Raw genomic sequence first — 26,839 nt, 5'->3', positions numbered from 1 at the left:
ATCTCAGCACTTTCCGACACTGCCGTCCACCGCGAAAACTCGGATTGAAAAATGTAAAAAGGCTCGCCCTGGGAAGAGCGAGCCTTTGTTGACAAATCCGAGAAGTCGGCTCTAGAACGGAATGTCGTCGTCCATGTCGTCGAAGCCCGACGACGACTTGGCCGGGGCCTGGCGCGGTGCCGGCGCCGGAGCGCGCGGTGCGGCTGCAGGCGCACGGGGGGCGTAACCGCCACCGCCACCACCGTTGCCGCCGCCACTCGCACCGCCGCCGTTGCCGCCTTGCGAATAGCCGCCACCTTGCGAGTAGCCGCCGTCGTCCTCGGGACCGCCCACCGGGCCGCCCATGCCTTGACGGCTGCCGAGCATCTGCATCTGGTCGGCGCGGATTTCGGTGGTGTACTTTTCGATGCCGTCCTTGTCGGTCCACTTGCGCGTGCGCAGGCTGCCTTCGACGTACACCTGCGAGCCCTTGCGCAGGTACTGGCCGGCAATTTCGGCCAGGCGGCCGTTGAAGACGATGCGGTGCCACTCGGTGGCTTCGCGCATTTCGCCGCTTTGCTTGTCTTTCCAGCGATCGGTGGTGGCCACTGTGACGTTCGCGACCTGATCGCCGCTCGGGAAGGTCCGCATTTCGGGGTCGCGCCCCAGGTTGCCGACGACGATGACCTTGTTGACCGATGCCATATGCACTGCCCCTGATAAGTAGATGAAGGAGAAGGAAAAGAACCGGAGATTGTGCCCCAGGCCACCCGCCAGACCCGCCCCGAATGCGCCCGACTGCCAGAATGGACCGCACCGATGAACCGCGAACCTGACTTTTTCGAGCACCTGCGCACCGAGTTGCGCGGCGGCCGCGTCTGGCTCGACCGGGCCATCGTGCTGGGCTACGCCATTGCGGCCGGGCTCTTCGTGGTGGGCTTCACCTTCGCCAGCGACTGGGTCTTCGGCCAGTTCCACCGCTTCTACCGCGCCTGGCCCTGGGCGGTGCTGCTGACCACGCCGCTCATCACCGCCGGCATCGTCTGGGCCACGCTGCGGTTCTTTCCCGGCGCGGGTGGCTCCGGCATTCCGCAGATCAAGGCGGCGCTGCACCCGGACCTGCCCGAGGAACGGCGCTCCATGTTCGCCTCGCTGCGGCTCACGGTCGCCAAGATCGGCCTGGGCGTGGCCGGCTTCGCGGCCGGCCTGTCGATCGGGCGCGAGGGCCCGTCGGTGCAGGTGGCGGCCGGGGTCATGCAGCACGCGCGGCGCTGGCTGTCGCCCCACACCGCCATCGATGGCCGCGCGCTGCTGGTGGCCGGCGGGGCCGCCGGCATCGCGGCGGCGTTCAACGCGCCGCTGGCGGGCGTGGTGTTCGCCATCGAGGAGCTGTCGGGCCGGCTCGAGGCCCGCTCCAGCGGGCTGATCATCACGGCCATCGTGCTGGCGGGGCTGGTGGCGGTGTCGGCCTTTGGCAATGCCAGCTACTTCGGCGTGATCCGCGTGCAGCGGCTGGGCTGGGACGCGCTCGGCCCCGGCCTGCTGGTCACCCTGCTGAGCGGCGCGGCCGGCGGGCTGTTCGCGCGGCTTCTGATCGCCTCGCTGACCGGGGCAGCCCACGGCGCACCGGGGCGCCTGCACCGCTGGCGGGCGCGTTTTCCGGTGCGCTTCGCGGCCGCCGGCGGGCTGGCGGTGGCGGTCATCGGGCTGGTGACGGGCGGCGTCACCTTCGGCGCGGGCTCCGAGGCGGTCAAGCAGATGCTGCAGGGCCACGACGAGCTGACGCCGCTCTACACCGTGCTGAAGTTCGTCGCCACCTGGCTCACGGCCTGGTGCGGCGTGCCGGGCGGCATCTTCGCGCCGTCGCTGTCGATCGGCGCGGGCATCGGCGACGCGGTGGCCCGGCTGGCCGCCGGCGACCTGGGGCCGGCGCTCATCGCCATGGGCATGGCGGGCTTCCTGGCCGCGGTGACGCAGGCGCCGCTCACCGCCTTCATCATCGTGATGGAAATGGTGGACGGCCATTCGATGGTGCTGAGCCTGATGGCCGCGGCCATGCTGGCCAGCCTGGTGTCGCGCATGATCAGCCGCCCGCTGTACGACACGCTGGCCGAGCACATGGTCGACCGGGCGGTCGGCCGGGCCATCGGCGGCACGGCACCGGTGCACCCGCCCCCGCCCCCGCCCCCGCCGGACAGCCCCGCCCCCAGCCCGACAGAAGCCGCCCGCTCGCCATGAAATGCCCGGCGGACTATCATGTCCGGTTGCCCTCGGACGATCGCCCCCTTTGAATTCCAAAGCCACTGAACAAGCCGAACATCGCGCTGAACACGCCGAACGCGAGGAGCGCGAACGTGACGCCCAGCGCGAACGCGACACCTACCTCGGCGCCGTGCTCGCGCAGCAGCGCATCAGCATCCGCGGTGCGCGCACCCACAACCTGAAGAACGTCGACCTCGACATTCCGCGCAACAAGCTGGTGGTCATCACCGGGCTGTCGGGCTCGGGCAAGTCGAGCCTGGCGTTCGACACGCTGTATGCCGAAGGGCAGCGGCGCTATGTGGAGAGCCTGTCGGCCTATGCGCGGCAGTTCCTGCAGCTCATGGACAAGCCCGATGTGGACGTGATCGAGGGGCTGTCGCCCGCCATCAGCATCGAGCAGAAGGCCACCAGCCACAACCCGCGCTCCACCGTGGGCACGGTGACCGAAATTCACGACTACCTGCGCCTGCTGTACGCGCGCGCCGGCACGCCCTACTGCCCCGACCACCACCTGCCGCTGCAGGCGCAGACGGTGTCGCAGATGGTCGACGCCACGCTGGCCCTGCCCGGCGAGCCGCGCCTGATGATCCTGGCGCCCGTGGCGCGCGAGAAGAAGGGCGAGTTCCTCGAGCTGTTCACCGAGATGCAGGCCGCGGGCTACGTGCGCTTTCGCGTCGACGGGCAAACCTACGAATACAACGACCTGCCCAAGCTCAAGAAGACCGAGAAGCACGACATCGACGTGGTCATCGACCGCCTGCGCGCGCGCCCAGACATGCAGCAGCGCCTGGCCGAGAGCTTCGAGGCCGCGCTGCGCCTGGCCGAGGGCCGGGCGATCGCGCTGGAGCTGGGCGCAAGGCCGGAAGGCAGCACCGATGGCGCAGCGGGCGCGGCCGACAAGGAGCACCTGTTCAACGCCAAGTTCGCCTGCCCGATCTGCCACTACTCGCTGTCGGAGCTGGAGCCGCGCCTGTTCTCGTTCAACTCGCCCGTGGGCGCCTGCCCCAGTTGCGACGGCCTGGGCCACCGCGAGGTGTTCGACCCGGCACGGGTGGTGGCATTTCCGTCGCTGTCGATCGCCAGCGGTGCCATCAAGGGCTGGGACCGGCGCAACGGCTACTACTTCAGCATGATCGAGAGCGTCGCCAAGCACTACAAGTTCGACGTCGACGCGCCCTTCGAGTCACTGCCCGCCTCGGTGCAGCAGGTGCTGCTGAACGGCTCTGCCGCCGAGGAGATCAAGTTCAACTACACCATGGAGTCGGGCAACTTCGTGGGCAAGAAGCTCACGAAGAAGCATCCCTTCGAGGGGATCATCCCGAACATGGCGCGGCGCTACCGCGAGACCGACTCGGTGATGGTGCGCGAAGACCTCGCGCGCTTTCGCAACCTGCAGCCCTGCCCCGACTGCGGCGGTTCCCGCCTGCGGCGCGAGGCGCGCAACGTGTTCCTGGTGGACGAATCGGCGCGCCCGGCAGACGGCGGCGAGCCGCCGCGCATGGCCATCTTCGAACTGAGCCATCTCACCTTGCGCGACTCGCTGGCCTGGTTCCAGAACCTCAAGCTGCGCGGCTCCAAGGCCGACATCGCCGACAAGGTGGTGCGCGAGATCGGCCTGCGCCTGAAGTTTTTGAACGACGTGGGCCTGAACTACCTGAGCCTGGACCGCAGCGCCGAGACGCTCTCGGGCGGCGAGGCGCAGCGCATTCGCCTGGCCTCGCAGATCGGCTCGGGGCTCACCGGCGTGATGTACGTGCTCGACGAGCCCAGCATCGGCCTGCACCAGCGCGACAACGACCGGCTCATCGGCACGCTGAAGCACCTGCGCGACATCGGCAACAGCGTGATCGTGGTCGAGCACGACGAGGACATGATCCACGCCGCCGACCACGTGATCGACATGGGCCCCGGCGCGGGCGTGCACGGCGGCCGCGTGATGGCGCAGGGCACCTATGCCGAGGTGTCGGCCAACCCCGAATCGCTCACCGGCCAGTACCTCTCGGGCGTGCGCAGGATCGAGGTGCCCAAACACCGCACCGCCTGGCTCCCGGTGGTCAAGAAAGCCGCCTTCAACGAAGGCAAGAAGGCCTCTCGCTTCGCGCCCAGCCCCGCGGCCGAACGGCGCGCCGCGCGCGAAGCGGCGCACCTGGCCTCGCAAAGCGACCTGCAGGAGATTCGCGTGGTCCACGCCACCGGCAACAACCTGAAGAACGTGAGCGTGGCCTTCCCGGTCGGCCTCTTGACCTGCGTGACGGGCGTGTCGGGCTCGGGCAAGTCGACGCTGGTGAACGACACCCTCTACACCGCCGTGGCGCGCACGCTGTATCGCGCGCACGAGGAGCCGGCCGCGCACGAGGCCATCGAGGGCATCGAGTACTTCGACAAGGTCATCAACGTCGACCAGAGCCCCATCGGCCGCACGCCGCGCAGCAACCCGGCCACCTACACGGGCCTGTTCACGCCCATCCGCGAGCTGATGGCCGAGACCAACACCGCGCGCGAGCGCGGCTACGGCCCGGGCCGCTTCAGCTTCAACGTGGCCGGCGGGCGCTGCGAGGCCTGCCAGGGCGACGGCGTGGTGAAGGTGGAGATGCACTTCCTGCCCGACGTGTACGTGCCCTGCGAGGTGTGCCACGGCCAGCGCTACAACCGCGAGACGCTCGAGGTGCTCTACAAGGGCAGGAACATCGCGCAGATCCTCGAGATGACGGTGGAGACCGCGCACGAGTTCCTGAAGGCCGTGCCCACCATCGAGCGAAAGCTGCGCACGCTGCTGGACGTGGGCCTGAGCTACATCAAGCTGGGGCAGTCGGCCACCACGCTGTCGGGCGGCGAGGCACAGCGCGTGAAGCTCGCGCTGGAGCTCAGCAAGCGCGACACCGGCCGCACGCTGTACATCCTGGACGAGCCGACCACCGGCCTGCACTTCGCCGACATCGAGCTGCTGCTGAAGGTGCTGCACCAGCTGCGCGACGCGGGCAACACCATCGTGGTGATCGAGCACAACCTGGACGTCATCAAGACGGCCGACTGGCTCATCGACATGGGGCCCGAGGGTGGCGCGGGCGGAGGCACGGTGGTGGGCGAAGGCACGCCGGAAGACATTGCGGCGAACGAGGCGAGCCACACGGGGCGTTACCTCAAGCGCCTGCTGTGACCGTGCCTTCCTTCACCCCGCGCCAGCTCGTCCTTCTCGTTCTCCTGACCCTCGTGTGGGGCTTCAACTGGCCGGTGATGAAGCTCGGCGTGGCCGACTACCCGCCGCTCGGCTTTCGCGCCATCTCGATCTGGCTCGGCCTGCCCGTGCTGGGCCTCGCGCTGGTGTGGCTCAAGGTGCCGTTCCGCGTGCCGCGCAGCGCATGGCCCGAGCTGGTGTGGCTGGGCGCGACCAACATGTTCATCTGGCACGCCTGCATCATCCTCGCGGTGAAGGCGCTCTCGGGCGGGCGCGCGGCGATCCTGGGCTACACGATGCCGGTGTTCTCCGCCGTCATCGGCGCGCTGCTGTTCTCGGCCGTGCTCACGCGCCGTGCATGGCTGGGCGTGGGCGCCTGCGCGGTCGGCGTGGGGCTGCTGCTGTGGCACGAGCTCACCGACCTGTCGGGGCGGCCCGGCTATGTGGCGCTGGCGCTGGTGGCCGCCGCCACGTGGGCGCTGGGCACGCAGCAGCTGCGCCACACGCGCATCGGGCTGCCGACGCTCACGATCTCCTTCTGGATGACGGCGATGACCGCGGTGGTGATGACCGTGCTTTCGCTGCTGTTCGAGCGGGACCGGCTGGCCTGGCCGGGGAGCGTGGCGTGGGGGTCGATCGGCTACAACGCGGTGCTGATCTTCGGCTTTGCGCACGCCGCATGGTTCCACCTGGCGCGCGGCCTGCCGCCCATTGCCTCGACCCTGAGTGTGATGTTCATCCCGGTGCTCGGCGTGTTCAGCGGCGCGCTGTGGCTGGGCGAGGCCGTGCACTGGCAGGACGGGGTGGCAATGGTGCTGATGGTGGTGGCCATCGCCTCGGTGCTGCTGCCCTCGCGCGCCGCCGCGAAGGCCTGAGCAGGCGGATTCAGGTCGTCGTCTGCACGTGCAGGCGGCTGGTCTTGCAGCGGTGCAGCGCGCGGTAGTGCTCCAACGGCCTTCCGTTGGCCCCGTAGGCGATCGACTCGATGCGCAACAGCGGCTCGGGTGTGGGCAAGTTCAGCAGTTCGCAGGTGGCCGCATCGGGCAGCACCGCGTCGATCCAGCGTTCGGCGCGCACCAGGCGCAGGCCGTACTGGCGGCGCAGCACGTCGTACAGCGAGCGGTCGTCCAGCCGCGTGCGGTGCAGCCCCGGCGCCAGGTCGGCGGGCACCACGGTTTCCACCAGCAGGCGCAGCTCGCCGTCCACGCTGCGCAGGCGCTTGAGCGCCACCACCTGCGTGTCGTCGGTCAGGCCGAGCGACGCGGCCTCCTGCTCGGTGGGCGCGCGCAGTTCCTGCGTGAGGATCTGCGTGCGCACCGAGCGGCCCTTGCGCTCCATCTCGTCGGAGAAGCCGAGCACGGTGGAGACGAAGTCCTCGTCGCGCTCGCGCGCCGACACGAAGGCGCCGCGGCCCTTGATCTTGTAGATGAGGTTGTTGCGCACCAGGTCGGCCAGGGCTTCGCGCACCACGATGCGCGAGATGCCGAACTGCTCGCCGAGCTCGGCTTCCGACGGCAGCTTGGCGCCGATCGGCAGCGCGCCCTGCAAAATTTGCAGGCGAAGCGCGTCGCGAAACTGGGCCCACAGGGGAGATTCGGAGCCGCGGTCGAGCACGGTCGAGGTATCGGTCGAAGAGTTCACGTGGAGGGCTGGCCTGCGGCCTGAGGTGTCGTCAATGATGCATCGAAAGCGGTGTGCGCCCGCGCCGCCGCCGGCGAAAGGCCCACGCCGTGCCGATCGCGCAGCGCGGTGGCGCAGGCCTGAAGCTCGTCGTGGGCCTGCCGTGCGTCCCAGCCGAGCGCTTCGGCGGCAATGCCCGCCATCTCGGCCAGCACGGCGTCGGTGACGAGGCCGCGAATCGCCAGCAGGGTTCGGCGGATCACCAGGTCGTCCAGGTGGACCACGCCGGTTTCCAGGCACAGGTAGGAGAGTTCGGCCACCGAGTAGTCGGGCGCATGCTGCAGCGGCACGTCGCCCGAGGCCCCGAGGCGCTGCGCCAGCGCCAGCGCCTTCGAGCCGTAGCGGCCCAGCAGTGCCTGCGCCCGCGCGCGGCCCACGCCCGACGACGCCACCATGCGGTCGAGAAAGCGCGCCGTCGCGTGCGCATCGCCCGGCAGCTCCGCGCCGCCGCCGATGGGAATCAGCTCGGTGGACGCCGTGCGCGGGCGGCCCAGCTGCCGCAGCACTTCGTCGGTGGCTTCTTCCGCGAGCGCGCGGAAGGTCGTCCACTTGCCGCCAACGAGGCCGACGATCGGAATGTCGCGCGACGCATTCGGCAGGTCGACCACCACCGAATGGTCGCGCGAGATCTGGCCGGGCTTGTCGGCGTCGGAGCGCGCGAGCGGGCGCACGCCGACGTAGGTGTAGACCACATGGCCGCGCCCGAAAGCCAGGTTCGGGAAAACCTCCGCCAGCACCTCGAGCAGGTAGTCGACCTCGGCCGGCTCGGTGCCGATCTGGTCGGGGTCGTCCACCGGGATGTCGGTGGAGCCCACCAGCACGCGGTCGAGAAAGGGGTAGACGATGCACACGCGCCCGTCCACTGCCTCGAAGTACGCCATGCGGCCTTCGAGCGCGTCGCGCAGCGCCGGGTGGTCGAGCACCAGGTGCGAGCCCTTGGTGCCCATCACCCTCGCGTTGGCGCGCGAGCCCGCGCCGCCCAGCACCGCGGTGCTGCGGTCCAGCCATGCGCCGCTGGCGTTCACCACGGTGTCGGCCGTCACGCGCACCAGCGCGCCGGTGATCTCGTCGCGCAGCGTGAGGATGTTGCCCGCGCACCCGATCACGCGGCAGTGATTCGAGGCGGCCGAGCGCGGCTGGTCGCGGCAGGCGTCGCCGATGAGCTCGAGCACCAGCCACTCGGGGTGGCTGATCCACGCATCGAAGAAGGTGGCGGTCCAGCGCACCGCCGCGCGGAACAGGTTGCGGTCGGCCGGCGGCACGCGGGCGATTCGGTGGTTGGGCATCACGCGCTGGCGGCGGCCCAGCAGGTCGTACAGCCGCAGGCCCGCGGCCACGGCCAGCAGGCCGCGCGTGCGCTGCGGCGGCGTGCGGCCGAAGAACTTGAGCGCGCTGCTCATGAGGCCGCCGAAGAAGCTCGACAGCGGCACCACCGTCTTCAGCGGCTGCACCAGGTGCGGTGCGTTGCGCAGCAGCAGGTTGCGCTCGCGCGTGGCCTCGGCCACCAGCGAGAAGCTGCCGTTCTCCAGGTAGCGCAGGCCGCCGTGGATCATGCGCGACGGCGCGCTGCTGGCGCCCGCGCTGAAGTCGCCCTTGTCGACGATGAGGCAGTCCACGCGCTGCAGGCAGAGGTCGCGGAACACGCCCACGCCGTTGATGCCGGCGCCGACGATCACGGTGGAGAAATGGCGGTCGGCCAGGGCAGCCGGACGCACGAAGGGCAATTGCCAGGCGCTCATTGCGCGGCTCCGGCCAGGTGGGAAAACACAGGAGACATGGTGTCGATCAGTTCGTTGAAGCCGGCGTTGAAGTCGGCATGGGCGCGCGCCTGGGCGGCGTCGGGTTCGACCGTGTCGCAGGGCGCGAGAAGCGCGCTGCCTTGCGCGGCGCGGTCGATGCCTTGCGACATGGCGGCGTAGAGCGCCGCGCCGCGCGCGCCGGTCTCATCGTCGGCGCAGCGCTCGACCGGACGGCCGAGGAACGAGGCCAGCAGGCGCACGAGCCGCGTGTCGCTCGCACCGCCGCCGAGCACGGTCGATGCGGACACCGGCAGGCCGCAGGCCGCAAGGCGCGCGGTGTGGCGCGCATGCAGCGCGGCGACCGCATCGACCACCGCACGCGCCATGTCGCCGCGCGTGTGATGGCTCTTGAGGCCCACGAAGCCCGCCGTCACACCCCCGCCGCCGTTCACGAACGGCAGGAAGCGCAGGCCGCCGGCGCCCAGCGGCACCGACATCGCCAGGTCGACCACCGCGCGCGCATCGGGCAGGCCCAGCACGCCGGCCAGCCATGCGATGTTGGCCATGGAGGACGGGCTGTTCTCCATGTAGAGCCGCCTGTCGGCGCGGCCGAAGTTCACGACCGCCGCGACATCGGGCTTGGGCTCGATCACCGGCCCGATCACCGCGTTGACGCACCACGTGCCGAAGACCGACACCGCACGCCCTCTTCCCTCGGCGCAGATGGCCGTCATGGAGGCCAGCAGGTCGATGGCGCCCATCGCGACAGGAATGCCGGCCGGCAGGCCGCACAGCGCGGCTTCGGCCGGCCGCAGCGTGCCGACGACCTCGCCGCTGGTCACCAGCGGGCCGAAGGCGCGCGGCCCGAGGTCGGCGATGCCGGATGCGTCGAAGGCCGCCTGCGACCAGCCGCCCGTGGCGATGGCCACCAGCCCCGCGGTGCTCGCGTCGCTCGCATCAGTGGCAATTTCGCCGGTCAGCAGAAAACCGAGGTAGTCCTTGGCGAACAGCAGCCGGCGCACCGCACCGCGCTGCACGGCGTCGGTGCCGAGCAATTCCGCCGCGATCACGGTCGGTTGCCCGGGCCACGGCTGGCAGCCGACGTCCGCGAAGAGCGCCTTGCCACGGCTCGCCGCCAGGGAGCGCGCACGCGCGTCGGCGCGCTGGTCGGTCGAGGCGACCGCCCTGCCGCCCACCAGTTCGTTCTTCGCGTCGAGCGCGTAGAGCCCCGCGCCGTGGCCCGTGCAGCCGATGGCGCGGACCTCGGCCACGCGGGCGCCGAGTTGGTGGGCGACGTCGCGCAGCACGTGGGTCAGGGCCGCGCGGATGGCCGTGGCGGCCACCTCGCATCCCCCGCCAGGCAGCCGGTCGTGCGGCAATTGCATTCGGGACAGGGCGACGGCCCGGCCGCTCCCGGCTTCGAGGGCCAGGGCTTTCAGGCTGCTCGACCCCATGTCGATGCCGATGAGTATGTTGGGCTTCATGTCATAACAGCTTCGGCGGAATAAAAGCGGGTTGCCAGTAGCGTTTCCCCTAGTTATCGCTTCAAACTCGCTGCGCTTACATTCTACCTGTCATAACAACTGTCGTGACACAGAGGATCAAGGCGCTGCCCCGAAAAGGCAGCACCGCAAGTTGAGCCACCCAACGCGAGGAGACAAAAAATGAGGCGAAATTTCCTGAAGTCCGCAGCGGCCGCCGGCATCGGCCTGGCCGGCGCGAGCGCATTCGCGCAGCAAGCCGCCGCCCCGGCAGCCGGTGCGGCCGGCGCCGGTTTGCGCGGCAACGCCAGCGACGTCTACGTGATGAACGTGATGGTGTCGGGCGTGGAGTACTGGTTTCCGGTCTACGAAATGATGAAGCAGCTCGGCCGCACGCTGGGCGTTCGCACCCGCTACACCGGCACGCCGGAGTACGACGTGAACAAGCAGCTCGCGTCCTTCGAGCAGGAGCTGGCGCGCAAGCCCGCGGGCATCCTGCTGCACCCGATGAACCCCGACCCGTTCATCGAGCCCATCAACCGCGCGGCGGCGATGGGCATTCCGGTGGTCACCTTCGCGGCCGACTCGCCCAACTCCAAGCGCACCTCGTTCATCACCTCGGACAACGACCGTGAAGGCACGCAGGCGGCCGACGCGATTGCCGCGTCGATGGGCGGCAAGGGCGAATACGCCGTGCTGGAGAACCCGGGCCAGGACAACCACGACCGCCGCATCGCCGCCTTCGTGAACCGCATGAAGACCAAGCACCCGGGCATGAAGCTGGTCGGCCGCGCCGCCAGCAACCAGGACCCGAACAAGGCCTACCAGGCGGTGCTGAGCCTGGCGCAGGCCAACCCGAACCTGGGCGCGCTGTTCATGCCCGAAGCCAACTCGGCGCTGGGCGCGGCGCAGGCCAAGGTCGAGAGCAAGAAGAACATCAAGGTGATGTGCTGCGACGTGAACGCCAAGATCCTGGACATGATCAAGTCGGGCGACGTGTTCGGCTCCATCAACCCGAACCAGGGCATGCAGGGCTACATGGGCATGATGATGCTGTTCCTGGCGAAGAACCCGGGCCTCATCGACCCGATGAACGACGCCAAGCGCAACGGCACCAACCCGATGGCCGTGCCCTTCCTGGACAACGGCCTGGCGGTGGTCAGCAAGGCCAACGCCGACGACTTCTACTGGGACAAGTACCTCGCGCGCCGCGGTACCAAGGGAATCGGCGAGTGAGCTCCCTGCTCGAGCTCAAGGGCATCAGCAAGCGCTTCGGCGCTTCGCGCGCGCTCACGGGGGTGGACTTCTCGCTGCAGCGCGGCGAGATCCACGCGCTGTGCGGCGAGAACGGCGCGGGCAAGTCCACGCTGATGAACATCATCGACGGCATCCACCGGCCCGACGAGGGCGAGATCTCGCTCGACGGGCAACAGGTGGTCATCGACGGCCCGGCGCATGCCATGCGCCTGGGCATCGGCCTGGTGCACCAGGAGATCGCCCTGTGCGCCGACGCCACCGTGGCCGAGAACATCTTCATGCCGGAGATCAACGCCGGCAAGCACGCGTGGATGAACTACGCCAGCCTGAACGAGCGCGCCGCCAAGGTGCTGCAGCGGCTGGGCCAGGACGTGGACCCCGCCTGCCTGGTGAAGGACCTGAGCATCTCCACGCAGCAGCTCATCGAGATCGCCAAGGCGCTCACGCTCGACTGCAAGGTGCTCATCCTCGACGAGCCGACCGCCGCGCTCACCGACAACGAATCGGCCGCGCTCTTCAAGGTGCTGCACGACCTGAAGGACCAGGGCATCGGCATCATCTACATCAGCCACCGCATGGCCGAGATCTTTGCGCACTGCTCGCGCGTGACGGTGCTGCGCGACGGGCGCAACGTGCACAGCGGGCCGCTGGCCGAGCTGAACGCGGACGGCCTGGTGCGCCGCATGGTCGGGCGCGACCTGGGCAACTACTACCCGCCGAAGCAGGACGACGCAACCCACGGCGAGCCGGTGCTCGAAGTGCGCGACATCGCCGACGGCGAGCGCGTGCACGGCATCTCGTTCACGTTGAAGCGCGGCGAGATCCTCGGCATCGCGGGCCTCATGGGCGCGGGCCGCAGCGAACTCGCCGAAACCGTGTGCGGCCTGCGCACGGCCACGCGCGGCACGGTGCGCCTGCGCGGCAAGGCATTGACGATCCGCAAGTACAGCGACGCGCTGCGCGAAGGCATCGCCTACCTCAGCGAAGACCGCAAGGCGGCGGGCGTGTACCTCGACCTGCCCATTGCGCAGAACATCGCCTCGATGGCGCTCAAGCGCGTGAGCTCGCGCTTCGGCCTGCTGCAGCGCTCGGCCGAGCGCAAGCTGGCCGTGGCGCTGGGCGCCAAGCTCAAGCTCAAGAGCGACGGCGTGGACATCGACGTGGCCAGCCTGTCGGGCGGCAACCAGCAAAAGGTGGCCATCGCCAAGCTGCTGGCCACGCACCCCTCGGTGCTGCTGATGGACGAGCCCACGCGCGGCGTGGACGTGGGGGCCAAGTCGGAGATCCATCACATCCTGCGCGAACTGGCGAACCAGGGCGTGGGCGTGGTGGTGATCTCTTCGGAGCTGCCCGAGATCATCGGGCTGTGCGACCGCGCGCTGGTGATCCGCGACGGCCGGCTGGCCGGCGAAGTGCAAGACAACGACATGACGGAAGAGGCGCTGCTGCGGCTGGCCTCCGGACTTTGCGAACAGGAAACAGCATGAACTACCCGGCACAACTCGACGCGGGGGCGCCCGCGGGCCTCGCGCCACGACAGCAAGGCGGCGGCCCCCTGAAGCCCGCCAACAAGCTCACCAGCATGCGCGAGATGGGCCTGCTGCTCATCATCGCGGTGCTGTGCGTGGCCATGAGCTTCGCGTCGCCCTACTTCCTGACCTGGGACAACATGCGCGCCATGCTGCTGTCCTTCTCCATCGAGGGCATCGTGGTGGTGGGCATGACCATCCTGCTGATCGTCGGCGGCATCGACCTGTCGGTGGGCTCGGTGGTGTGCTTCGCGATGGTGGTCACGGGCAAGCTCTTCCTCATGGGGTTCGACCCGTGGACGGCGGGGCTGATCGCCATTGCGGCCAGCGCGGGCATCGGCGCGATGATCGGCGGCTGCGTCACGCGCATCGGGCTGAACCACTTCATCGCCTCGCTGGCGTTCATGGTGATCGTGCGCGGCCTGTGCCTGGCGCTCACGCAGGGCACGCCGCAGTCGCTGTTCTCGCTGCCGGCGGAGTTCAAGTTCATCGGCCAGGGCACGCTGTTCGGCATTCCGGCCGTGATCCTGATCTTCCTGGCGATCGTGGTGGTGAGCGACTTCGTGCTGCGCCGCGCCTCGCTGTTGCGCCGCGTGTTCTACACGGGCAGCAACGAGAAGGCCGCGCTGTACTCGGGCATTCGCGTGGGCCACGTGAAGTTCTGGGTCACGGTGCTGTGCTCGGCTTCCGCGGGCCTGGCCGGCGTGATCTACACGGCGCGCTTCGGCGCCGCCACGCCCACCTTCGGCGTGGGCATGGAGCTCAACGTGATCGCCGCCGCCGTCATCGGCGGGGCCAGCCTGAAGGGCGGCTCGGGCACGGTGCTGGGCGCGGTGCTGGGCCTGGCGCTGCTGTCGGTGGTGACCAGCTCGCTCATCCTGCTGGACGTGTCGCCTTACTGGCAGGACGTGATCAAGGGCCTGATCCTCCTCGCGGCCGTGACCATCGACCACCTCATGAACACGAGAAAGACCAAGCGATGAACAACGCAGCGATGAAGAAGACCACCCTGGGCCCCTCGGGCATCGAATGCGCGGCCATCGGCCTGGGCACCTGGGCCATGGGCGGCTGGATGTGGGGCGGCGGGGACAACGCGGCCGCCGTGCTGGCCATCCAGGCCTCGCTGGACGCGGGCGTGACGCTGATCGACACCGCGCCGGCCTATGGCCTCGGGCGCTCCGAGAGCATCGTCGGCACGGCCTTGAAAGGCCGCCGCCAGGAGGCCGTGATCGCCACCAAGTGCGGGCTGGTGTGGCACACGCAGAAGGGAACGCACTTCTTCGAAGAAGACGGGCATCCGGTGTACCGCTACCTGGGGCGCGAGTCGATCGTTCACGAGTGCGAGGAAAGCCTCAAGCGCCTGCAGACCGACTACATCGACCTGTACATCACGCACTGGCAAGACAGCACCACGCCCGTGGCCGAGACCATGGATGCGCTGCTCGAACTCAAGAAGCAGGGAAAGATCCGCGCCATCGGCGTGAGCAACGTGAGCCCCGAAACACTCGCCGAGTACCTGCGCTACGGCCCGGTCGATGCGGCGCAGGAGCGCTACAGCCTGATCGACCGCGAGATCGAGCAGACGCTGGTGCCGCTGTGCAGCGAGCACAACGTGGCGGTGCTGGGCTACTCGTCGCTGGCGCTGGGCCTGCTCGCCGGCCCCATCGACCCCGCACGCCAGTTCACCGGCGACGACCAGCGCGCCACCAACCCGCGCTTCAGCGCGGACAACCGCGCCAGGCTCAAGGCCTTCTTCGACGAACTGGAGCCGTTGCGCACGCACCTCGAATGCTCGTTCGGCCAATTGATGATCGCGTGGACGCTGGCGCGCGGCAGCGTGCAGGTGGCGCTGTGCGGCGCGCGCGTGAGCAAGCAGGCCGTAGAGAACGCGGCGGCCGGCTCGCTCGCGCTGCGCGACGACGCGCTGCAACTCATCGATGCGGCGGCGGGCAAGTACCTGCACACGCTGGCCTGATCTTCTTCACACCCCCCACACAAGGACCTTTTCGTATGTCGAAGGACAAGACCGCACGCCTGAACCGGCTGCTGACCCACGGGCGCTGCCTGGACATCGCGCTCGACCACGGCGTGTGCAACGAGCCCTCGTTCCTCAACGGCCTGGAAGACATGCCCGCCGTCGTCGACAAGCTGGTAGCCGCGCGCCCCGACGCGCTGCAGCTCAACCACGGCCAGGCCGACCTGCTGCAGGACCGACCGGGCCGAGACAAGCCCGCGCTGGTGCAGCGCATCGACATGGGCAACCCCTACAACGCCACCGCGCACCGCGTGATGTGGGCCCTGCTGCAGAACGAGCACGACCCGGTACTGCCCGCGGTGCAGCGCGACGCGGCCTGCGTGGTGGTGAACCTGTTCATGCTGCCGAACGAGCCCGACCTGTTCCGCCAGTGCGTGCAGAACATTTCGCGCGTGCGCGCCGACTGCGACCGCTACGGCATGCCGCTGATGATCGAGCCGCTGGTGATGCGCCCGCACAGCGAGCAAGGCGGCTACATGGTCGACGGCGACGCCGAGAAGATCGTCACGCTCGTGCGCCTGGCGCGCGAGATGGGTGCCGACATCGTCAAGGCCGACCCCACCACCGACCCCGCCGAGTTCCACCGCGTGGTGCAGGCCGCGCGCTGCCCCGTGCTCGTGCGCGGCGGCGGACGCGAAGACCTGCAGCAGGTGTTCGCACGCTCGCGCGTGCTCATGGACCAGGGCGCGGTCGGCATGGTGTACGGACGCAACGTGTACCAGCATGCCAACCCGTCGGCGGTGGTGGACGCATTGATGGCCATGATCCACCGCGGCGCGAGCGCCAACGAGGCATGGGACATCTACGAATCGGGCGGCGCGCAGAAAAAAGCAATGTGAAGTGACGACGTAGCGCCGTCGACAACGAGGAGAGGGAGAGGCTGGACGGCCGGCGGCGGACTCGCCGCCGGCCGGGTGCGCCCCTGCGCGCGCACTTTTGCGAGTGACCCAACAACCTGGAGGCGACGATGAAAATCCGGTATTACTTGATGGCGTTCCTGCTGCCATTCGTCACGCTGCTGACGCACGCGGCAATCACCGGGGTCAGTCCGATGACGACCCTGAACAACATGGCCACGGCGATGGCCCAGGCCGTGGCCGACCCGCTCCCGGTGCAGGGGCCCGGCCTGGGCAACCTCACCTACACCTCGGCCGAACTGTTCAAGCCGGTGTCGATGATCACGAGCGCCGCGCACCCGCTCGATCCGGCGCACAGCACCGCCTACGAGTCGCGCGAGGTACCGGCCACCTACCCGGGCCGCAAGGACTACGGCATGAACGCGGGCATCATGATCAACGGCTACTTCCTCACCTCCTTCGCGCCGGACAGCGGCCTCGGCCCGGGCGGCTTCCTGCTGTACGACGTGTCGAACCCGCGCCAGATCCAGCTCGTCAAGAAGATCTACGAGCCCGAGGCCCGCACCAAGGAGTTTCGCGAGACCCACTCCTTCGGCACCGCGAAGATCGGCGGCAAGACGTACGTGGTGCTGCCCAGCATCAACGGCGTGGAGTTCTGGGACTTCACCGACATCAACGACATCAAGCAGGTGAAGAAGCTGGCGCTGCCCGGCGTCAACGGCGGCGACTACGAAGACGTGGCCTGGCAACTGTGGTGGCAGGCGCCCTACCTGTACGTGGCCTCGGCGGGCCGCGGCATCTTCATCGTCGATGCGAGCGACCCCGCGAATGCCGTGGTCGCGAACCGCGGCACGGGCAAGCCCAACCCCGTGCCCACCGGCGAGCTCGGCGGCTTTCGCATCGGCCCGATCTTCACGATGGGCAACCACATGGTGCTGACCGCGATGGAAAGCAACGGCGGTTTCGCCAGCCTGGACATCTCGGACCCGCTCAACCCCAAGGTGCTCGACGCCATCGTGGGCACCACGCCGTTCTACTACGCGACCTGCTTCGACGGCAGGAACCTGCACACCTCCGCGCGCAACAGCGGCGCCAAGATGTACAGCTACGACCTGAGCGACCGCTCGCGCTTCGTGCCCGAGGACAACCGGCTCGTCATCGACGAACAGCTGTACTGCGCCACGCAGGACAACTACGTCATTCAAGGCGCGCAGACCCGCATCCACAAGGTGGACGTGAGCAATCCGCTGAACCACGTGGAGGTGAGCCGCGGGAGCATCCTGCGCGAGGACGACCCGAACTTCTCGCACTCGGACAACGGACAGGTCGCGATGTTCGGCAACCTCGTCTTCGTGGGCAACGACCACGGCTCGGGCAGCGGCTTCATCGTGCACCAGGTCGATCCCGACACCACCAAGCCTGAAGTCAAACAGGTCTCGCCCGCCAACGGCGCGAAGCAGCAGGCGCTGACCTCGCGCATCGGCCTGGGCATGACCGACAACATCCGCCCCGAGAGCGTGAATTCCAACACCTTCATCGTGCGGCCGGTGGGCGGCAACACGCTGGCGGGCACCTACAGCGTGCAGCTGGGCATCGTGAACTTCCACCCCGAGCAGCCGCTGCAGCCGGGCACCAGCTACGAGGTGTTCCTGCCGGCCAACGGCGTGAAGGACTATGCGGGCAACGCCATCGGCGCGGACTACACCTCGGTGTTCCACACCGGCAACGCGACCGACATCAGCCTCATGCACCACTGGACGCTGGCGGGCAACCTCTCGGACCCGATCGGCGCCAACAACGGCACACCCGCCACCGGCGACGCCTTCGAGAGCATCGGCCTGAACTTCGCCAACCGCACCGCGGGCGTGCCGCTGAAGAACGACACGGTGGCCACCGTGCTGGGCGGCACCGCCTCGCTGAGCTTCTACATGAAGACCACGCAGCCCGGCGCCGCGAATTCGTGGACTGCGCCCGGCCTCTTCGGGCGCGACCAGGTCAGCGGCACGGACGACGTGTTCTGGGGCTGGCTGGACACCGGCGGGCACATCAAGCTGTCGGTCGGCAACGAGGCGGGCACCACCTCCGCCGCGGCGGTGAACGACGGCGCCTGGCACCACGTGGTGCTGACGCGCGACGCGGCCTCGGGCGCGCAGACGGTGTACGTCGACGGCGTGAAGACCTCGTCCGCTGGCCTCACCGGCAACAAGGGCCTGTCGAACAAGTTCCAGGTGCTGGGCCAGATCCAGGGCAACGCGGCCCTGTTCAAGGGCACGCTGGCGGAAGTGCGCGTGTACGGGCGCGTGCTGAACGACGCCGAGGTCGCCACGCTGCGCAGCCAGGCCATCATCGGCGACCCCGGCATCGGCGGTGGGCCGAAGGTGGTCAACGGTCAGCTGGTGTTCGCCCCCGCCACGCTGGGCGCCAACGGCGCGCAGTACCGCTGGAACTTCGGCAACGGCACGCAGACGGCCTTTGCGAGCCAGCCGGGCTACACCTACACCTACACGCGCCCCGGTCACTACACGGTGACGCTGACGGTGCGCGACACGGCGGGCCGCGAAAGCTACTACACGTACAACGTGACGGTGATCGCACCGGTCACCGCGCGCGCGCCCACGCACACCACCAACATCGCGGGCGACGCCAACTCGGTGTATTCGGTCAACCCCGACAGCGGCACGGTCGCCGCCATCGACGCGCAGACCCTGGCCAAGCGCTGGGAGACGCGCGTGGGCGACGAGCCGAAGACGCTGGCCGTGGGGCCCGACGGCCGCATCTGGGTGTCGGTGCACGGCGAAGACAAGCTGGTGGCGCTGAACGCGGCCGACGGCGCCGTTTCCGCCACGGTGTCGCTGGGCTACGGCAGCGGACCTTACGGCGTGGTCTTCACGCCTGACGGCACCAAGGGCTTGCTCACGCTGGAGAGCAAGTCGGCGCTGATGAGCTTCGACCCTGCCAACGGCAACGCCACCGGCACCGTGCCGCTGCAGGGCGAGGTGCGCGGCATTGCGGTGAGCGCCGACTCGCAGGTGGCCTACGTGACGCGCTTCAAGTCGAAGCTCACAGGCGGCCAGCTGCACAAGGTGAACCTGCAGAGCCTGAGCGCGATAGGCACCATCGCGCTGCCGGTGGACACCATCACGGTGGACACCGAGAGCCGCGCGCGCGGCGTGGCCAACTACCTGAGCCAGGTGGTCATTTCGCCCGACGGCACGCGCGCCGTGCTGCCATCGAAGAAGGACAACATCGTGCGCGGCAAATTCCGCGACGGCACGAACCTCGTGCACGACCAGACGGTGCGCTCCATCCTGTCGCAGGTCGACCTGCAGCAGGCGACGGAAAAGTTCGACGAGCAGATCGACTTCGACGACCGCGCCCCCGCGCGCGCCGCGCTGTTCTCGCCGGCGGGCGACTACCTGTTCGTGGCGCAGATGGAGGGCAACCGCGTGGCCATCGTCGACAGCTACACGCGCTCGGTGCGCGGCGAAATCAACGCGAGCAGCGCGCCGCACGGGCTGTACCTGGACGCGGTGCGCAAGCGGCTGTTCGTCAACAACTTCCTCGCGCGCTCGGTCACGGTGCACGACGTGGCGACGGTGCTGGCGTCCGAAAGCAATGCCCCGACCTTCCTGCAGACGGTGCAGACGGTGGCCACGGAGCCGATGGCCGCGGCGGCCCTGCGCGGCAAGCAGGTGTTCTACAACGCCTCCGACCGGCGCATGAGCAAGGACAACTACATCTCCTGCGCGAGCTGCCACGCGGATGGTGGCGACGACGGCATGGTGTGGGACTTCACCCAACGCGGAGAGGGCCTGCGCCGCACCATCAGCCTGCAGGGCAAGCGCGGCACCAGCCACGGCAAGCTGCACTGGACGGCCAACTTCGACGAGGTGCAGGACTTCGAGCACGACATCCGCAACGAGTTCGGCGGCACCGGCTTCCTGAGCAACGCCGACTTCACGGCCACCTCCGACCCGCTGGGCGCACCCAAGGCCGGCAAGAACGCGCAACTGGACGACCTGGCGGCCTACCTGGGCTCGTTGAACAAGTACCTGCGCAGCCCCGCGCGCATGTCGGACGGCAACCTGAGCGTGGAGGCGGTGCGCGGCCAGACCGTGTTCAACACCGCGCAGTGCGCCACCTGCCACACCGGCGGCACGCTGCGCGACGGGCTGCGGCACGACGTGGGCACCATCCAGCTCTCGTCGGGCAAGGGCATCAACCAGCCGCTGGCGGGCGTGGGCTTCGACACGCCGACGCTGTCGGGCACCTGGAACGCCGCATCGTTCTTCCACAACGGACAGGCGGCCACGCTGCAGGACGTGCTGGCCGGCGGCCACGGCAATGCATCGAGTCTGCCGCCATCGGACGTGGTGGCTTTGCGCGAGTACGTGCGCTCGCTGGACACGGCGCCCCCGTTCGTCGCGCGGCTGCGTTCGGAGCTCAGCGGCATGTGCGTGAACATCAAGGGCGGCGCGGCGGCCAGCGGTACCACCGCGGTGCAATGGCCCTGCGGCAACGCGAGCCACGAGAAGTTCACGGTGACACCGCTCATCGGCGGCTACGTGCAGTTCGTGGCCGAGCACAGCGGGCTGTGCCTGGCGCAGAACGGCACGGCCACCACCAACGCACCGGTGGTGCAGGTGGCCTGCTCGGCGGGCAACACGGCGCAGTGGAGCGTGGTCGGCGGCGCGTTGAAGAACCGGGGCTCGGGCTCGTGCCTCGACGTGCCGAACAGTTCGACCACGCAGGACACGGCGCTGATCACCTGGACCTGCAACGGCGGCAACAACCAGAACTGGGCGCAGATCCAGTAGCTTTGGCTCGCCCCCGGGCTTCGCGCACTTCGTGTCGCTGCTCCTCCCCCCTACCGGGGGCAACACCAGCGGCCCGGCGAAGCCGGTTCCGCGGTGTTCCACGACAGGCCGGCCGTTTCGACGGCCGGCTTTTTTCGTTCGCGCCGCGCCCTGCGCATGACCTCCCACGTCATGGACCGTGCGCACCCTCTCTGGAAAAGTACCTCCATCGATTCACCAACCCCCAGGAGAAAACACCATGACCGGCTTCAACATCCTTCCCCTCGCCGTCGCCTTGCTGATCGGCATCGCGGCGCTCGGCTCGTGCCTGGGCATCGGGCTGGTCGGACAGAAGTTTCTGGAGAGCACCGCGCGCCAGCCCGAGCTGGTCGACACGCTGCAGACCAAGTTCTTCCTGGTGGCGGGCGTGACAGACGGCGCCTTCATCATCGCCACCGGCATCGGCCTGTGGTTCGCCACCGCCAACCCGTTCGGCTGACCCGGTGAGGCGCCCGGCGAGGCCCGGCAAAACAGGGGCCGCGCACCAGGAAGTGACATGAACCACTGGCACCATTCGTGCTAGCACCGTTGACACCGAATTGTTTATGGTTAAAGTATTTAGCTATCAACGGTTCGATGTTGACGGTGCCGCAGGGAGCGGTGCCGGTGCGTCGTTTCACCCCTTCCTCGCCGGAGAATCCATGAGCCATCTGTCCCCGAAGTCGCCCGCGCTGCCGCGCACCCTGCTCTCGCTGCTGCTGTGCGGCGCAGCCCTCGGCACCTCGATGTCGGCCATGGCCGCGCCGGTCAAGGTGGGCTTGGCCCTTGATATTTCAGGGCCATTCGCGGCACTCGGCGCCGAGGCGCGCGACGGCTTCGCGCTCGGCATCAAGCAGCTGGGCGGCAAGCTCGGCGGGCAGGACGTGGAGTTCGTGCAGGCCGACATGGCCGGCAGCCCCGACCAGGCCAAGCAGCTGGTCGACCGCATGATCCAGCGCGACAAGATCGACATCTTCAGCGGCCCCATCGGCTCCAACGTGGCGCTGGCCGTGGGCCCCACGCTGTTCGCGGCCAAGGTGCCGTACCTCTCGGCCAACGCTGGCCCCAGCCAGTTCGCGGGCGCGCAGTGCAATGCCTTCTTCTTCGGCACCGCCTACCAGAACGACCAGTTCCACGAGGCCGCCGGCAAGTTCGCACAGGACCGCGGCTTCAAGAAGACCGTGCTCATCGCCCCCAACTACCCCGCCGGCAAGGACGCGCTGGGCGGCTTCAAGCGCCAGTTCAAGGGCCAGGTGGCCGACGAGCTCTACACCAAGCTCGGCCAGATCGACTACGCCGCCGAACTCGCGCAACTGCGCGCGGCCAAGCCCGACTCGATCTACTTCTTCCTGCCCGGCGCGATGGGCATCAACTTCATCAAGCAGTTCGTGGGCGCGGGCCTGTCGAAGGACATCACGCTGGTCACCAGCGGCTTCTCGGCCGACGAGGACGTGATCGGTGCCGTGGGCGAGCCGATGCTCGGCCTGTTCAACACCTCGCACTGGGCGCACGACCTGGACAACGCGGCCAACAAGCAGTTCGTGGCCGCCTTCCGCAAGGAATACAACGGCCGCTACCCGTCGGTGTACGCGGCGCAGGCCTATGACGCCATCCTGGCCATGGACGCGGCCGTGAAGCAATCGGGCGGCAACGCGCAGAACCGCGAAGCCGTGGTGGCGGCACTGAAGAAGGCCAACTACGCCTCCACGCGCGGCAGCTTCAAGTACGCGAACAACCACTACCCCATCGAGAACTTCTACCTTCGCGTGATCGGCAAGGACGCGCAGGGCAAGGTCACGAACAAGCTGATCAACACGGTGCTGACCAACTACGGCGACTCCTACGCCGACAAGTGCCCGCTGAAGTAAAGCTCGCCCCCAGGCTTCGCGGCACTTCGTGTCCGCTACTCCTTCCCCCTACCGGGGGCAACACCTGAGGCCCGGCGAAGCCGGTTCCTCGGTGTTCCTTGAATGAAAACGCGGGCAAACCTGTTGGTTCTTCTATGAGTGGAATTCTTGTTCTCGAGCAGCTGCTCAATGGCCTTGGCTATGGGCTGATGCTGTTCCTGCTGGCCGCGGGCCTCACGCTGGTGTTCGGCATCATGGACGTGCTGAACCTCGCGCACGGCTCGCTGTTCATGGCGGGCGCGTATGTGGCTGCCGAGGCGCACACGCGCACCGGCTCGTTCACCGCGGCCATCGTCATCGCGGTGGCGGTCACGGTGGTGGTGGCGCTGCTGCTCGAAGTGCTGCTGATGCGCCGGCTCTACACGCGCGACCATCTCGCACAGGTGCTCGCCACCTTCGGCGTGATCCTGGTGGCCGACGACATCGTCAAGATGGCGTGGGGGCCCTCGCCGGTGATGGCGCCGACGCCCGCGGCGCTCTCCGGCCCCATCGAACTCATGGACGGCCTGCCCTACCCCTCGTACCGCCTGGTCATCCTCGTGGGCGGGCTGCTGGTGGCGCTGGCGCTCTACCTGCTGGTGAACCACACGCGCATCGGCATGCGGGTGCGCGCGGGCGCGTCCGACCGGCCGATGGCCGAGCTGATGGGCGTGCGCGTGGGCCGCATCTTCAACGGCGTGTTCCTGCTCGGTGCCGCGCTGGCCGCGCTGGCCGGCGCGCTGATGGGGCCCATCGTCGCGGTGCAGGTCGGCATGGGCGAGGCCATCCTGATTCCGGCGCTGGTGGTGCTGGTGATCGGCGGCATCGGCTCGGTGCGCGGTGCCTTCGTGGCCGCATTGCTCGTGGGCGTGGTCGACACCGTGGGGCGCGCCTTCGTGCCGATGCTGCTGCGCGCCACGCTCCCCCCGGCCACGGCGGCCGACCTGGGTCCGCTGTTCGCCGAAGTCGCGATGTACGCGCTGATGGTGGTGGTCTTGATCTTCCGGCCCTCGGGCCTGTTCTCGGCGCGCGCATGAAGTCTTCTCTCTCATCTCCACGCTACATCGGCCTCGGGCTGCTCTTCGTGCTGCTGGCGGCGTTTCCGCTGGTGGCGCCACTGTTCGGGCTCGAGTTCTACATCGGCTTCGTGCGTCGCGTGCTCATCGTGGCGCTGGCGGCCGCGAGCCTCAACTTCATCCTCGGCTTCGGCGGCATGGTGGCGCTGGGGCATGCGGGCTTCATCGGCGTGGGCGCGTACACGGTGGTGGCGCTCAGCGATGCGGGCGTGCTGTCGGGCTGGATCCTGTGGCCGGCCGCCGCGCTGGTCGCGGGGCTGGTGGCCGCGCTGATCGGCACGGTGGCGCTGCGCACGCGCGGCGTGTACTTCATCATGACCACGCTGGCCTTCGCGCAGATGCTGTACTTCGTGGTGGTGTCGCTGCGCCGCTATGGTGGCGACGACGGCTACACGCTCATGAGCCGGCCCGTGCTGTTGCCGGGGCTGGACCTGGGCAACGAGTCGAACTTCTACTGGGTGGTGCTGGCCATCGTGGCGCTGGCGCTCTGGTGGCTGCACCGCGCGACGCAGTCTCGCTTCGGCCACGCGATCATGGGCATCCGCGACAACGAGACGCGCATGCGCGCGCTGGGCTACCCGGTGTTTCGCCTGCAGCTGGTGGCCTTTGCCATCGCGGGTGCCATCGCGGGCCTGGCCGGCGCGCTGCTCGCGGGCGGCAACGGCTTCGTGAGCCCGGCGACCATGCACTGGACGCAGTCGGCCACGCTGCTGGTGATGGTGGTCATCGGTGGGCTGGGGCGCAGCTGGGGCGGGCCGGTGGGCGCGGTCGTGTGGCTGGTGCTCGAGGAATTCCTGAAGCAGCAGACCGAGCACTGGCACATGCCGCTGGGCTTGCTGCTGATCGCTGTCGCGCTGTGGGCGCCCAAGGGACTGGCTGCCATCTACAAGCGCCGCCGGCCCCTCACCCCAGCGCTCTCCCCAGAGGGACGAGGGAGCAAGTCATGAGCCTTTTCAGAATCGAAGGGTTGGTCAAGCGCTTCGGCGGCCTGCTGGCGACCGACCATGTGAACCTCACGGTGGAGCGCGGCGAAGTGCATGCGCTGATCGGACCGAACGGCGCGGGCAAGACCACGCTGGTGAACCTGATCACCGGGCTGCTGAAGGCCGACGCCGGGCGGTTACTGCTCGACGAGCGGGACATCACCGCGCTCAAGGACCACCAGCGCGTGGCCGCGGGCATGTCGCGCTGCTTCCAGGTGACGCGCGTGTTCCCCAAGGAAACGGTGCACGACAACCTGATGCTCGCCGCGCAGGCCCATGCGGGCAGCAGCCTGCGCTTCATGGCGCCGCGCGCGAAGGAGCGCGACCTCGTCGACCGTGCGGTGGCGCTGGCCGACCGCGTGGGGCTGGGCGGCGAACGCGAGCGCATCGCGGGCACCTTGCCGCACGGTGCGCAGCGCGCGCTCGACGTGGCGCTGGCGCTCGCCGCCGAACCCAAGCTGCTGTTGCTCGACGAACCGATGGCCGGCATGGGCCCGGACGAATCGGCGCGCATGGTGGCGCTGATCGAATCGCTGCGCGCGTCGATGGCCATCCTGCTGATCGAGCACGACATGGACGCGGTGTTCCGCCTGGCCGACCGCCTCACGGTGCTGGTGCAGGGCCGCGTGCTGATGAGCGGCACGGCGGACGAGGTGCGCGGACACCCGGATGTGCAGGCCGTCTATCTCGGCACCGAAGCGGAAGGTCATTCATGAGCGCGGCATCCACGTTGCTGGAAGCGAAATCCATCGAAGCCGGCTACGGCGCCAGCCAGGTGCTGTTCGGCATCGACATCGACATCCGCCCCGGCGAAGTGCTGGCCCTGCTGGGCCGCAACGGCATGGGCAAGAGCACGCTGCTGAAGGTGCTGACGGGCACGCTCTCGCCGATGCGCGGCAGCGTGCACTTCGACGGCGCGGCCATCGGCGGGCACAAGCCCGACGCCATTGCGCGGCGCGGCGTGGCCATCGTGCCCGAGGGGCGGCACGTGTTTCCCAACCTCAGCGTGGAAGAGCACCTGCGCGCTTTTGCACGGCCGCGTCCGGGCAGCGCGCCGCGCTGGACGGTCGAGGCGCTGTACGGGCTGTTTCCGCGCCTGTCGGAGCGCAAGGCCAACGCGGGCAACCAGCTCTCGGGCGGCGAGCAGCAGATGCTGGCCATTGCGCGGGCACTTTCCACGCACCCGCGCCTGCTGATCCTCGACGAAGCCACCGAAGGCCTGGCCCCGGTGATCCGCGAGGAGATCTGGCACTGCATCGCCACGCTCAAGGCCGAGGGCGAAGCGATCCTGGTGGTCGACAAGTACGTGCAGCGCCTGCTGCCGCTGGCCAACCGCCACGTGATCCTGGAGCGCGGGCGCGTGGTGTGGCAGGGCGACTCGGCCGCGCTGGATGCCGACCGGTCGCTGTGGACGCGGTACCTGGGCGTGTAGCTCGCTTGGCCGTGGGCGAGCAAGGTTCGCCTCAAGCGTCTTCGCCGTCGTCCGTCAGCAGCAGATCGATCTGCGCTTTGATCCTTGCCTTGTCCGATTCGTGGAAGTTCGGCATGCCGGGCCGAACAGGCGCGGTTGCTCAGCCGGGTGTCGGGCTCGACCCGTGTCTCGCGGCCTGCGGTAAGGGAGCTCGTGGTGTACGGCGCAACGTACTGCTTTCCGGCCAGCTCGGCGCGATGGTGCGTGAGTTGCCCACGGCCAGGTGGCGGCGTGAAGACTCAGCGCACCTCGCAGTCGACAGCGGCCGGCTTGGGTGCGGTGCCGCCGGAGGTGCTCGGACCCGTGGCGACGTTGAACGCCGGGGGCGGCGTGAACTGTATGCCCGGGTTCGTCGGCACGATCACGGGCGGTTGCTTGAACGAGGGCGTGAAGCCGAACTGCCCCGCGCTGAAGTTGCTCGAACCGGCCGGGTTGGTGACATGGATCAAGCCGTCGAGCACCTGCACGTACAGCCCGGGCGCCGGCGCGCCGGTCGGCGCCGGTGGCACCGGCCCCTGGGCGAAAGCGGGCGTCGAGAGCGTGGCCACCAGGGTCAGCAGGGCAAGGAGGAATTTGTTCATCGGTGTCTCGCGA

The 26,839-nt window shown here is 68.8% G+C and carries 20 protein-coding genes; 15 read left to right on the top strand and 5 right to left on the bottom strand.

Annotation, left to right across the window (positions count from 1 at the left end; translation table 11 throughout):
• Positions 1-111: 111 nt before the first annotated feature.
• A complete protein-coding gene (ssb, locus tag AC1DJH_RS16330; protein WP_478186363.1) occupies positions 112-684 on the bottom strand; it encodes a single-stranded DNA-binding protein in 573 nt (190 codons plus the stop codon).
• 114 nt (positions 685-798) lie between these two features.
• Here ssb and AC1DJH_RS16325 point away from each other — a divergent pair, with 114 nt between their 5' ends.
• From AC1DJH_RS16325 to AC1DJH_RS16315, 3 genes are all read left to right on the top strand, one after another.
• Positions 799-2,217, top strand: coding sequence for a chloride channel protein (locus AC1DJH_RS16325; protein WP_478186362.1), 1,419 nt, complete (start codon positions 799-801; stop codon positions 2,215-2,217).
• A gap of 154 nt (positions 2,218-2,371) precedes the next feature.
• Positions 2,372-5,398 (top strand): excinuclease ABC subunit UvrA, encoded by a 3,027-nt coding sequence (gene uvrA, locus AC1DJH_RS16320; RefSeq protein WP_478186552.1) that lies wholly within the window; start codon positions 2,372-2,374, stop codon positions 5,396-5,398.
• A 2-nt stretch (positions 5,399-5,400) separates the two neighbouring features.
• Positions 5,401-6,291, top strand: coding sequence for a DMT family transporter (locus AC1DJH_RS16315; RefSeq protein ID WP_478186361.1), 891 nt, complete (start codon positions 5,401-5,403; stop codon positions 6,289-6,291).
• A 10-nt stretch (positions 6,292-6,301) separates the two neighbouring features.
• Here the strand turns inward: AC1DJH_RS16315 and AC1DJH_RS16310 are convergent, their stop codons facing one another.
• From AC1DJH_RS16310 to AC1DJH_RS16300, 3 genes are read right to left on the bottom strand one after another with little or no spacing between them, the layout of a single operon-like run.
• The gene (locus tag AC1DJH_RS16310; RefSeq protein WP_478186360.1) at positions 6,302-7,057 is read right to left on the bottom strand and encodes a GntR family transcriptional regulator; all 756 of its coding nucleotides are present in this window, start codon (positions 7,055-7,057) and stop codon (positions 6,302-6,304) included.
• Positions 7,054-8,835: a glycerol-3-phosphate dehydrogenase/oxidase gene (locus tag AC1DJH_RS16305; RefSeq protein ID WP_478186359.1), complete on the bottom strand. Its 1,782-nt coding sequence runs from the start codon at positions 8,833-8,835 to the stop codon at positions 7,054-7,056. Before AC1DJH_RS16305 ends, AC1DJH_RS16310 begins: the two co-directional genes overlap by 4 nt.
• On the bottom strand, positions 8,832-10,319 hold the full coding sequence (locus AC1DJH_RS16300) for an FGGY family carbohydrate kinase (protein ID WP_478186358.1): 1,488 nt from the start codon (positions 10,317-10,319) through the stop codon (positions 8,832-8,834). Before AC1DJH_RS16300 ends, AC1DJH_RS16305 begins: the two co-directional genes overlap by 4 nt.
• Positions 10,320-10,499: 180 nt before the next feature.
• Between AC1DJH_RS16300 and AC1DJH_RS16295 the strand changes: the two genes are divergently transcribed.
• From AC1DJH_RS16295 to AC1DJH_RS16240, 12 genes are all read left to right on the top strand, one after another.
• Positions 10,500-11,552, top strand: coding sequence for a substrate-binding domain-containing protein (locus AC1DJH_RS16295; protein ID WP_478186357.1), 1,053 nt, complete (start codon positions 10,500-10,502; stop codon positions 11,550-11,552).
• Entirely contained in the window at positions 11,549-13,060 is a 1,512-nt protein-coding gene (locus AC1DJH_RS16290) for a sugar ABC transporter ATP-binding protein (protein ID WP_478186356.1), read from the top strand. Before AC1DJH_RS16295 ends, AC1DJH_RS16290 begins: the two co-directional genes overlap by 4 nt.
• Positions 13,057-14,085 carry an ABC transporter permease gene (locus AC1DJH_RS16285; RefSeq protein WP_478186355.1) on the top strand — a complete coding sequence of 343 codons (1,029 nt, stop codon included), beginning with the start codon at positions 13,057-13,059 and terminating at the stop codon, positions 14,083-14,085. The genes AC1DJH_RS16290 and AC1DJH_RS16285 overlap by 4 nt, the downstream gene beginning before the upstream one ends.
• 11 nt (positions 14,086-14,096) lie before the next feature.
• Complete coding sequence (locus tag AC1DJH_RS16280) at positions 14,097-15,077, top strand: aldo/keto reductase (RefSeq protein WP_478186551.1); 981 nt, start codon at positions 14,097-14,099, stop codon at positions 15,075-15,077.
• A gap of 35 nt (positions 15,078-15,112) precedes the next feature.
• Positions 15,113-15,976 (top strand): class I fructose-bisphosphate aldolase, encoded by an 864-nt coding sequence (locus tag AC1DJH_RS16275; protein ID WP_478186354.1) that lies wholly within the window; start codon positions 15,113-15,115, stop codon positions 15,974-15,976.
• A gap of 128 nt (positions 15,977-16,104) precedes the next feature.
• A complete protein-coding gene (locus AC1DJH_RS16270; protein WP_478186353.1) occupies positions 16,105-20,811 on the top strand; it encodes an Ig-like domain-containing protein in 4,707 nt (1,568 codons plus the stop codon).
• A 238-nt stretch (positions 20,812-21,049) separates the two neighbouring features.
• Positions 21,050-21,289 (top strand): F0F1 ATP synthase subunit C, encoded by a 240-nt coding sequence (gene atpE, locus AC1DJH_RS16265; protein WP_435438917.1) that lies wholly within the window; start codon positions 21,050-21,052, stop codon positions 21,287-21,289.
• A 202-nt stretch (positions 21,290-21,491) separates the two neighbouring features.
• Complete coding sequence (locus AC1DJH_RS16260) at positions 21,492-22,697, top strand: ABC transporter substrate-binding protein (RefSeq protein ID WP_472113676.1); 1,206 nt, start codon at positions 21,492-21,494, stop codon at positions 22,695-22,697.
• Between the two features lie 134 nt (positions 22,698-22,831).
• Entirely contained in the window at positions 22,832-23,752 is a 921-nt protein-coding gene (locus AC1DJH_RS16255; protein WP_472113679.1) for a branched-chain amino acid ABC transporter permease, read from the top strand.
• Positions 23,749-24,738 carry a branched-chain amino acid ABC transporter permease gene (locus tag AC1DJH_RS16250; protein ID WP_478186352.1) on the top strand — a complete coding sequence of 330 codons (990 nt, stop codon included), beginning with the start codon at positions 23,749-23,751 and terminating at the stop codon, positions 24,736-24,738. Before AC1DJH_RS16255 ends, AC1DJH_RS16250 begins: the two co-directional genes overlap by 4 nt.
• Positions 24,735-25,490, top strand: a complete 756-nt coding sequence (locus AC1DJH_RS16245) for an ABC transporter ATP-binding protein (protein ID WP_435487142.1) — start codon at positions 24,735-24,737, stop codon at positions 25,488-25,490. Before AC1DJH_RS16250 ends, AC1DJH_RS16245 begins: the two co-directional genes overlap by 4 nt.
• The gene (locus AC1DJH_RS16240; RefSeq protein WP_472113689.1) at positions 25,487-26,206 is read left to right on the top strand and encodes an ABC transporter ATP-binding protein; all 720 of its coding nucleotides are present in this window, start codon (positions 25,487-25,489) and stop codon (positions 26,204-26,206) included. The genes AC1DJH_RS16245 and AC1DJH_RS16240 overlap by 4 nt, the downstream gene beginning before the upstream one ends.
• Positions 26,207-26,484: 278 nt before the next feature.
• On the opposite strand, the gene AC1DJH_RS16235 is transcribed toward AC1DJH_RS16240, so the two are convergent.
• Positions 26,485-26,826: a hypothetical protein gene (locus AC1DJH_RS16235; RefSeq protein ID WP_478186351.1), complete on the bottom strand. Its 342-nt coding sequence runs from the start codon at positions 26,824-26,826 to the stop codon at positions 26,485-26,487.
• Between the last annotated feature and the right edge of the window lie 13 nt (positions 26,827-26,839).

The sequence above is a fragment of the Variovorax sp. 10N412 genome, from assembly GCF_056394985.1.
The sequence above is the reverse complement of the archived record's forward strand: the minus strand, read 5'-3'. Positions and strand labels throughout refer to the sequence as shown.

Coding starts and splice junctions, on each gene's coding strand:
- ssb (WP_478186363.1), bottom strand. CDS start 684: ATGGCATCGGTCAACAAGGTCATCGTCGTCGGCAACCTGGGGCGCGAC.
- AC1DJH_RS16325 (WP_478186362.1), top strand. CDS start 799: ATGAACCGCGAACCTGACTTTTTCGAGCACCTGCGCACCGAGTTGCGC.
- AC1DJH_RS16305 (WP_478186359.1), bottom strand. CDS start 8,835: ATGAGCGCCTGGCAATTGCCCTTCGTGCGTCCGGCTGCCCTGGCCGAC.
- AC1DJH_RS16300 (WP_478186358.1), bottom strand. CDS start 10,319: ATGAAGCCCAACATACTCATCGGCATCGACATGGGGTCGAGCAGCCTG.
- AC1DJH_RS16295 (WP_478186357.1), top strand. CDS start 10,500: ATGAGGCGAAATTTCCTGAAGTCCGCAGCGGCCGCCGGCATCGGCCTG.
- AC1DJH_RS16285 (WP_478186355.1), top strand. CDS start 13,057: ATGAACTACCCGGCACAACTCGACGCGGGGGCGCCCGCGGGCCTCGCG.
- AC1DJH_RS16280 (WP_478186551.1), top strand. CDS start 14,097: ATGAAGAAGACCACCCTGGGCCCCTCGGGCATCGAATGCGCGGCCATC.
- AC1DJH_RS16275 (WP_478186354.1), top strand. CDS start 15,113: ATGTCGAAGGACAAGACCGCACGCCTGAACCGGCTGCTGACCCACGGG.
- AC1DJH_RS16270 (WP_478186353.1), top strand. CDS start 16,105: ATGAAAATCCGGTATTACTTGATGGCGTTCCTGCTGCCATTCGTCACG.
- atpE (WP_435438917.1), top strand. CDS start 21,050: ATGACCGGCTTCAACATCCTTCCCCTCGCCGTCGCCTTGCTGATCGGC.
- AC1DJH_RS16260 (WP_472113676.1), top strand. CDS start 21,492: ATGAGCCATCTGTCCCCGAAGTCGCCCGCGCTGCCGCGCACCCTGCTC.
- AC1DJH_RS16255 (WP_472113679.1), top strand. CDS start 22,832: ATGAGTGGAATTCTTGTTCTCGAGCAGCTGCTCAATGGCCTTGGCTAT.
- AC1DJH_RS16250 (WP_478186352.1), top strand. CDS start 23,749: ATGAAGTCTTCTCTCTCATCTCCACGCTACATCGGCCTCGGGCTGCTC.
- AC1DJH_RS16245 (WP_435487142.1), top strand. CDS start 24,735: ATGAGCCTTTTCAGAATCGAAGGGTTGGTCAAGCGCTTCGGCGGCCTG.
- AC1DJH_RS16240 (WP_472113689.1), top strand. CDS start 25,487: ATGAGCGCGGCATCCACGTTGCTGGAAGCGAAATCCATCGAAGCCGGC.
- AC1DJH_RS16235 (WP_478186351.1), bottom strand. CDS start 26,826: ATGAACAAATTCCTCCTTGCCCTGCTGACCCTGGTGGCCACGCTCTCG.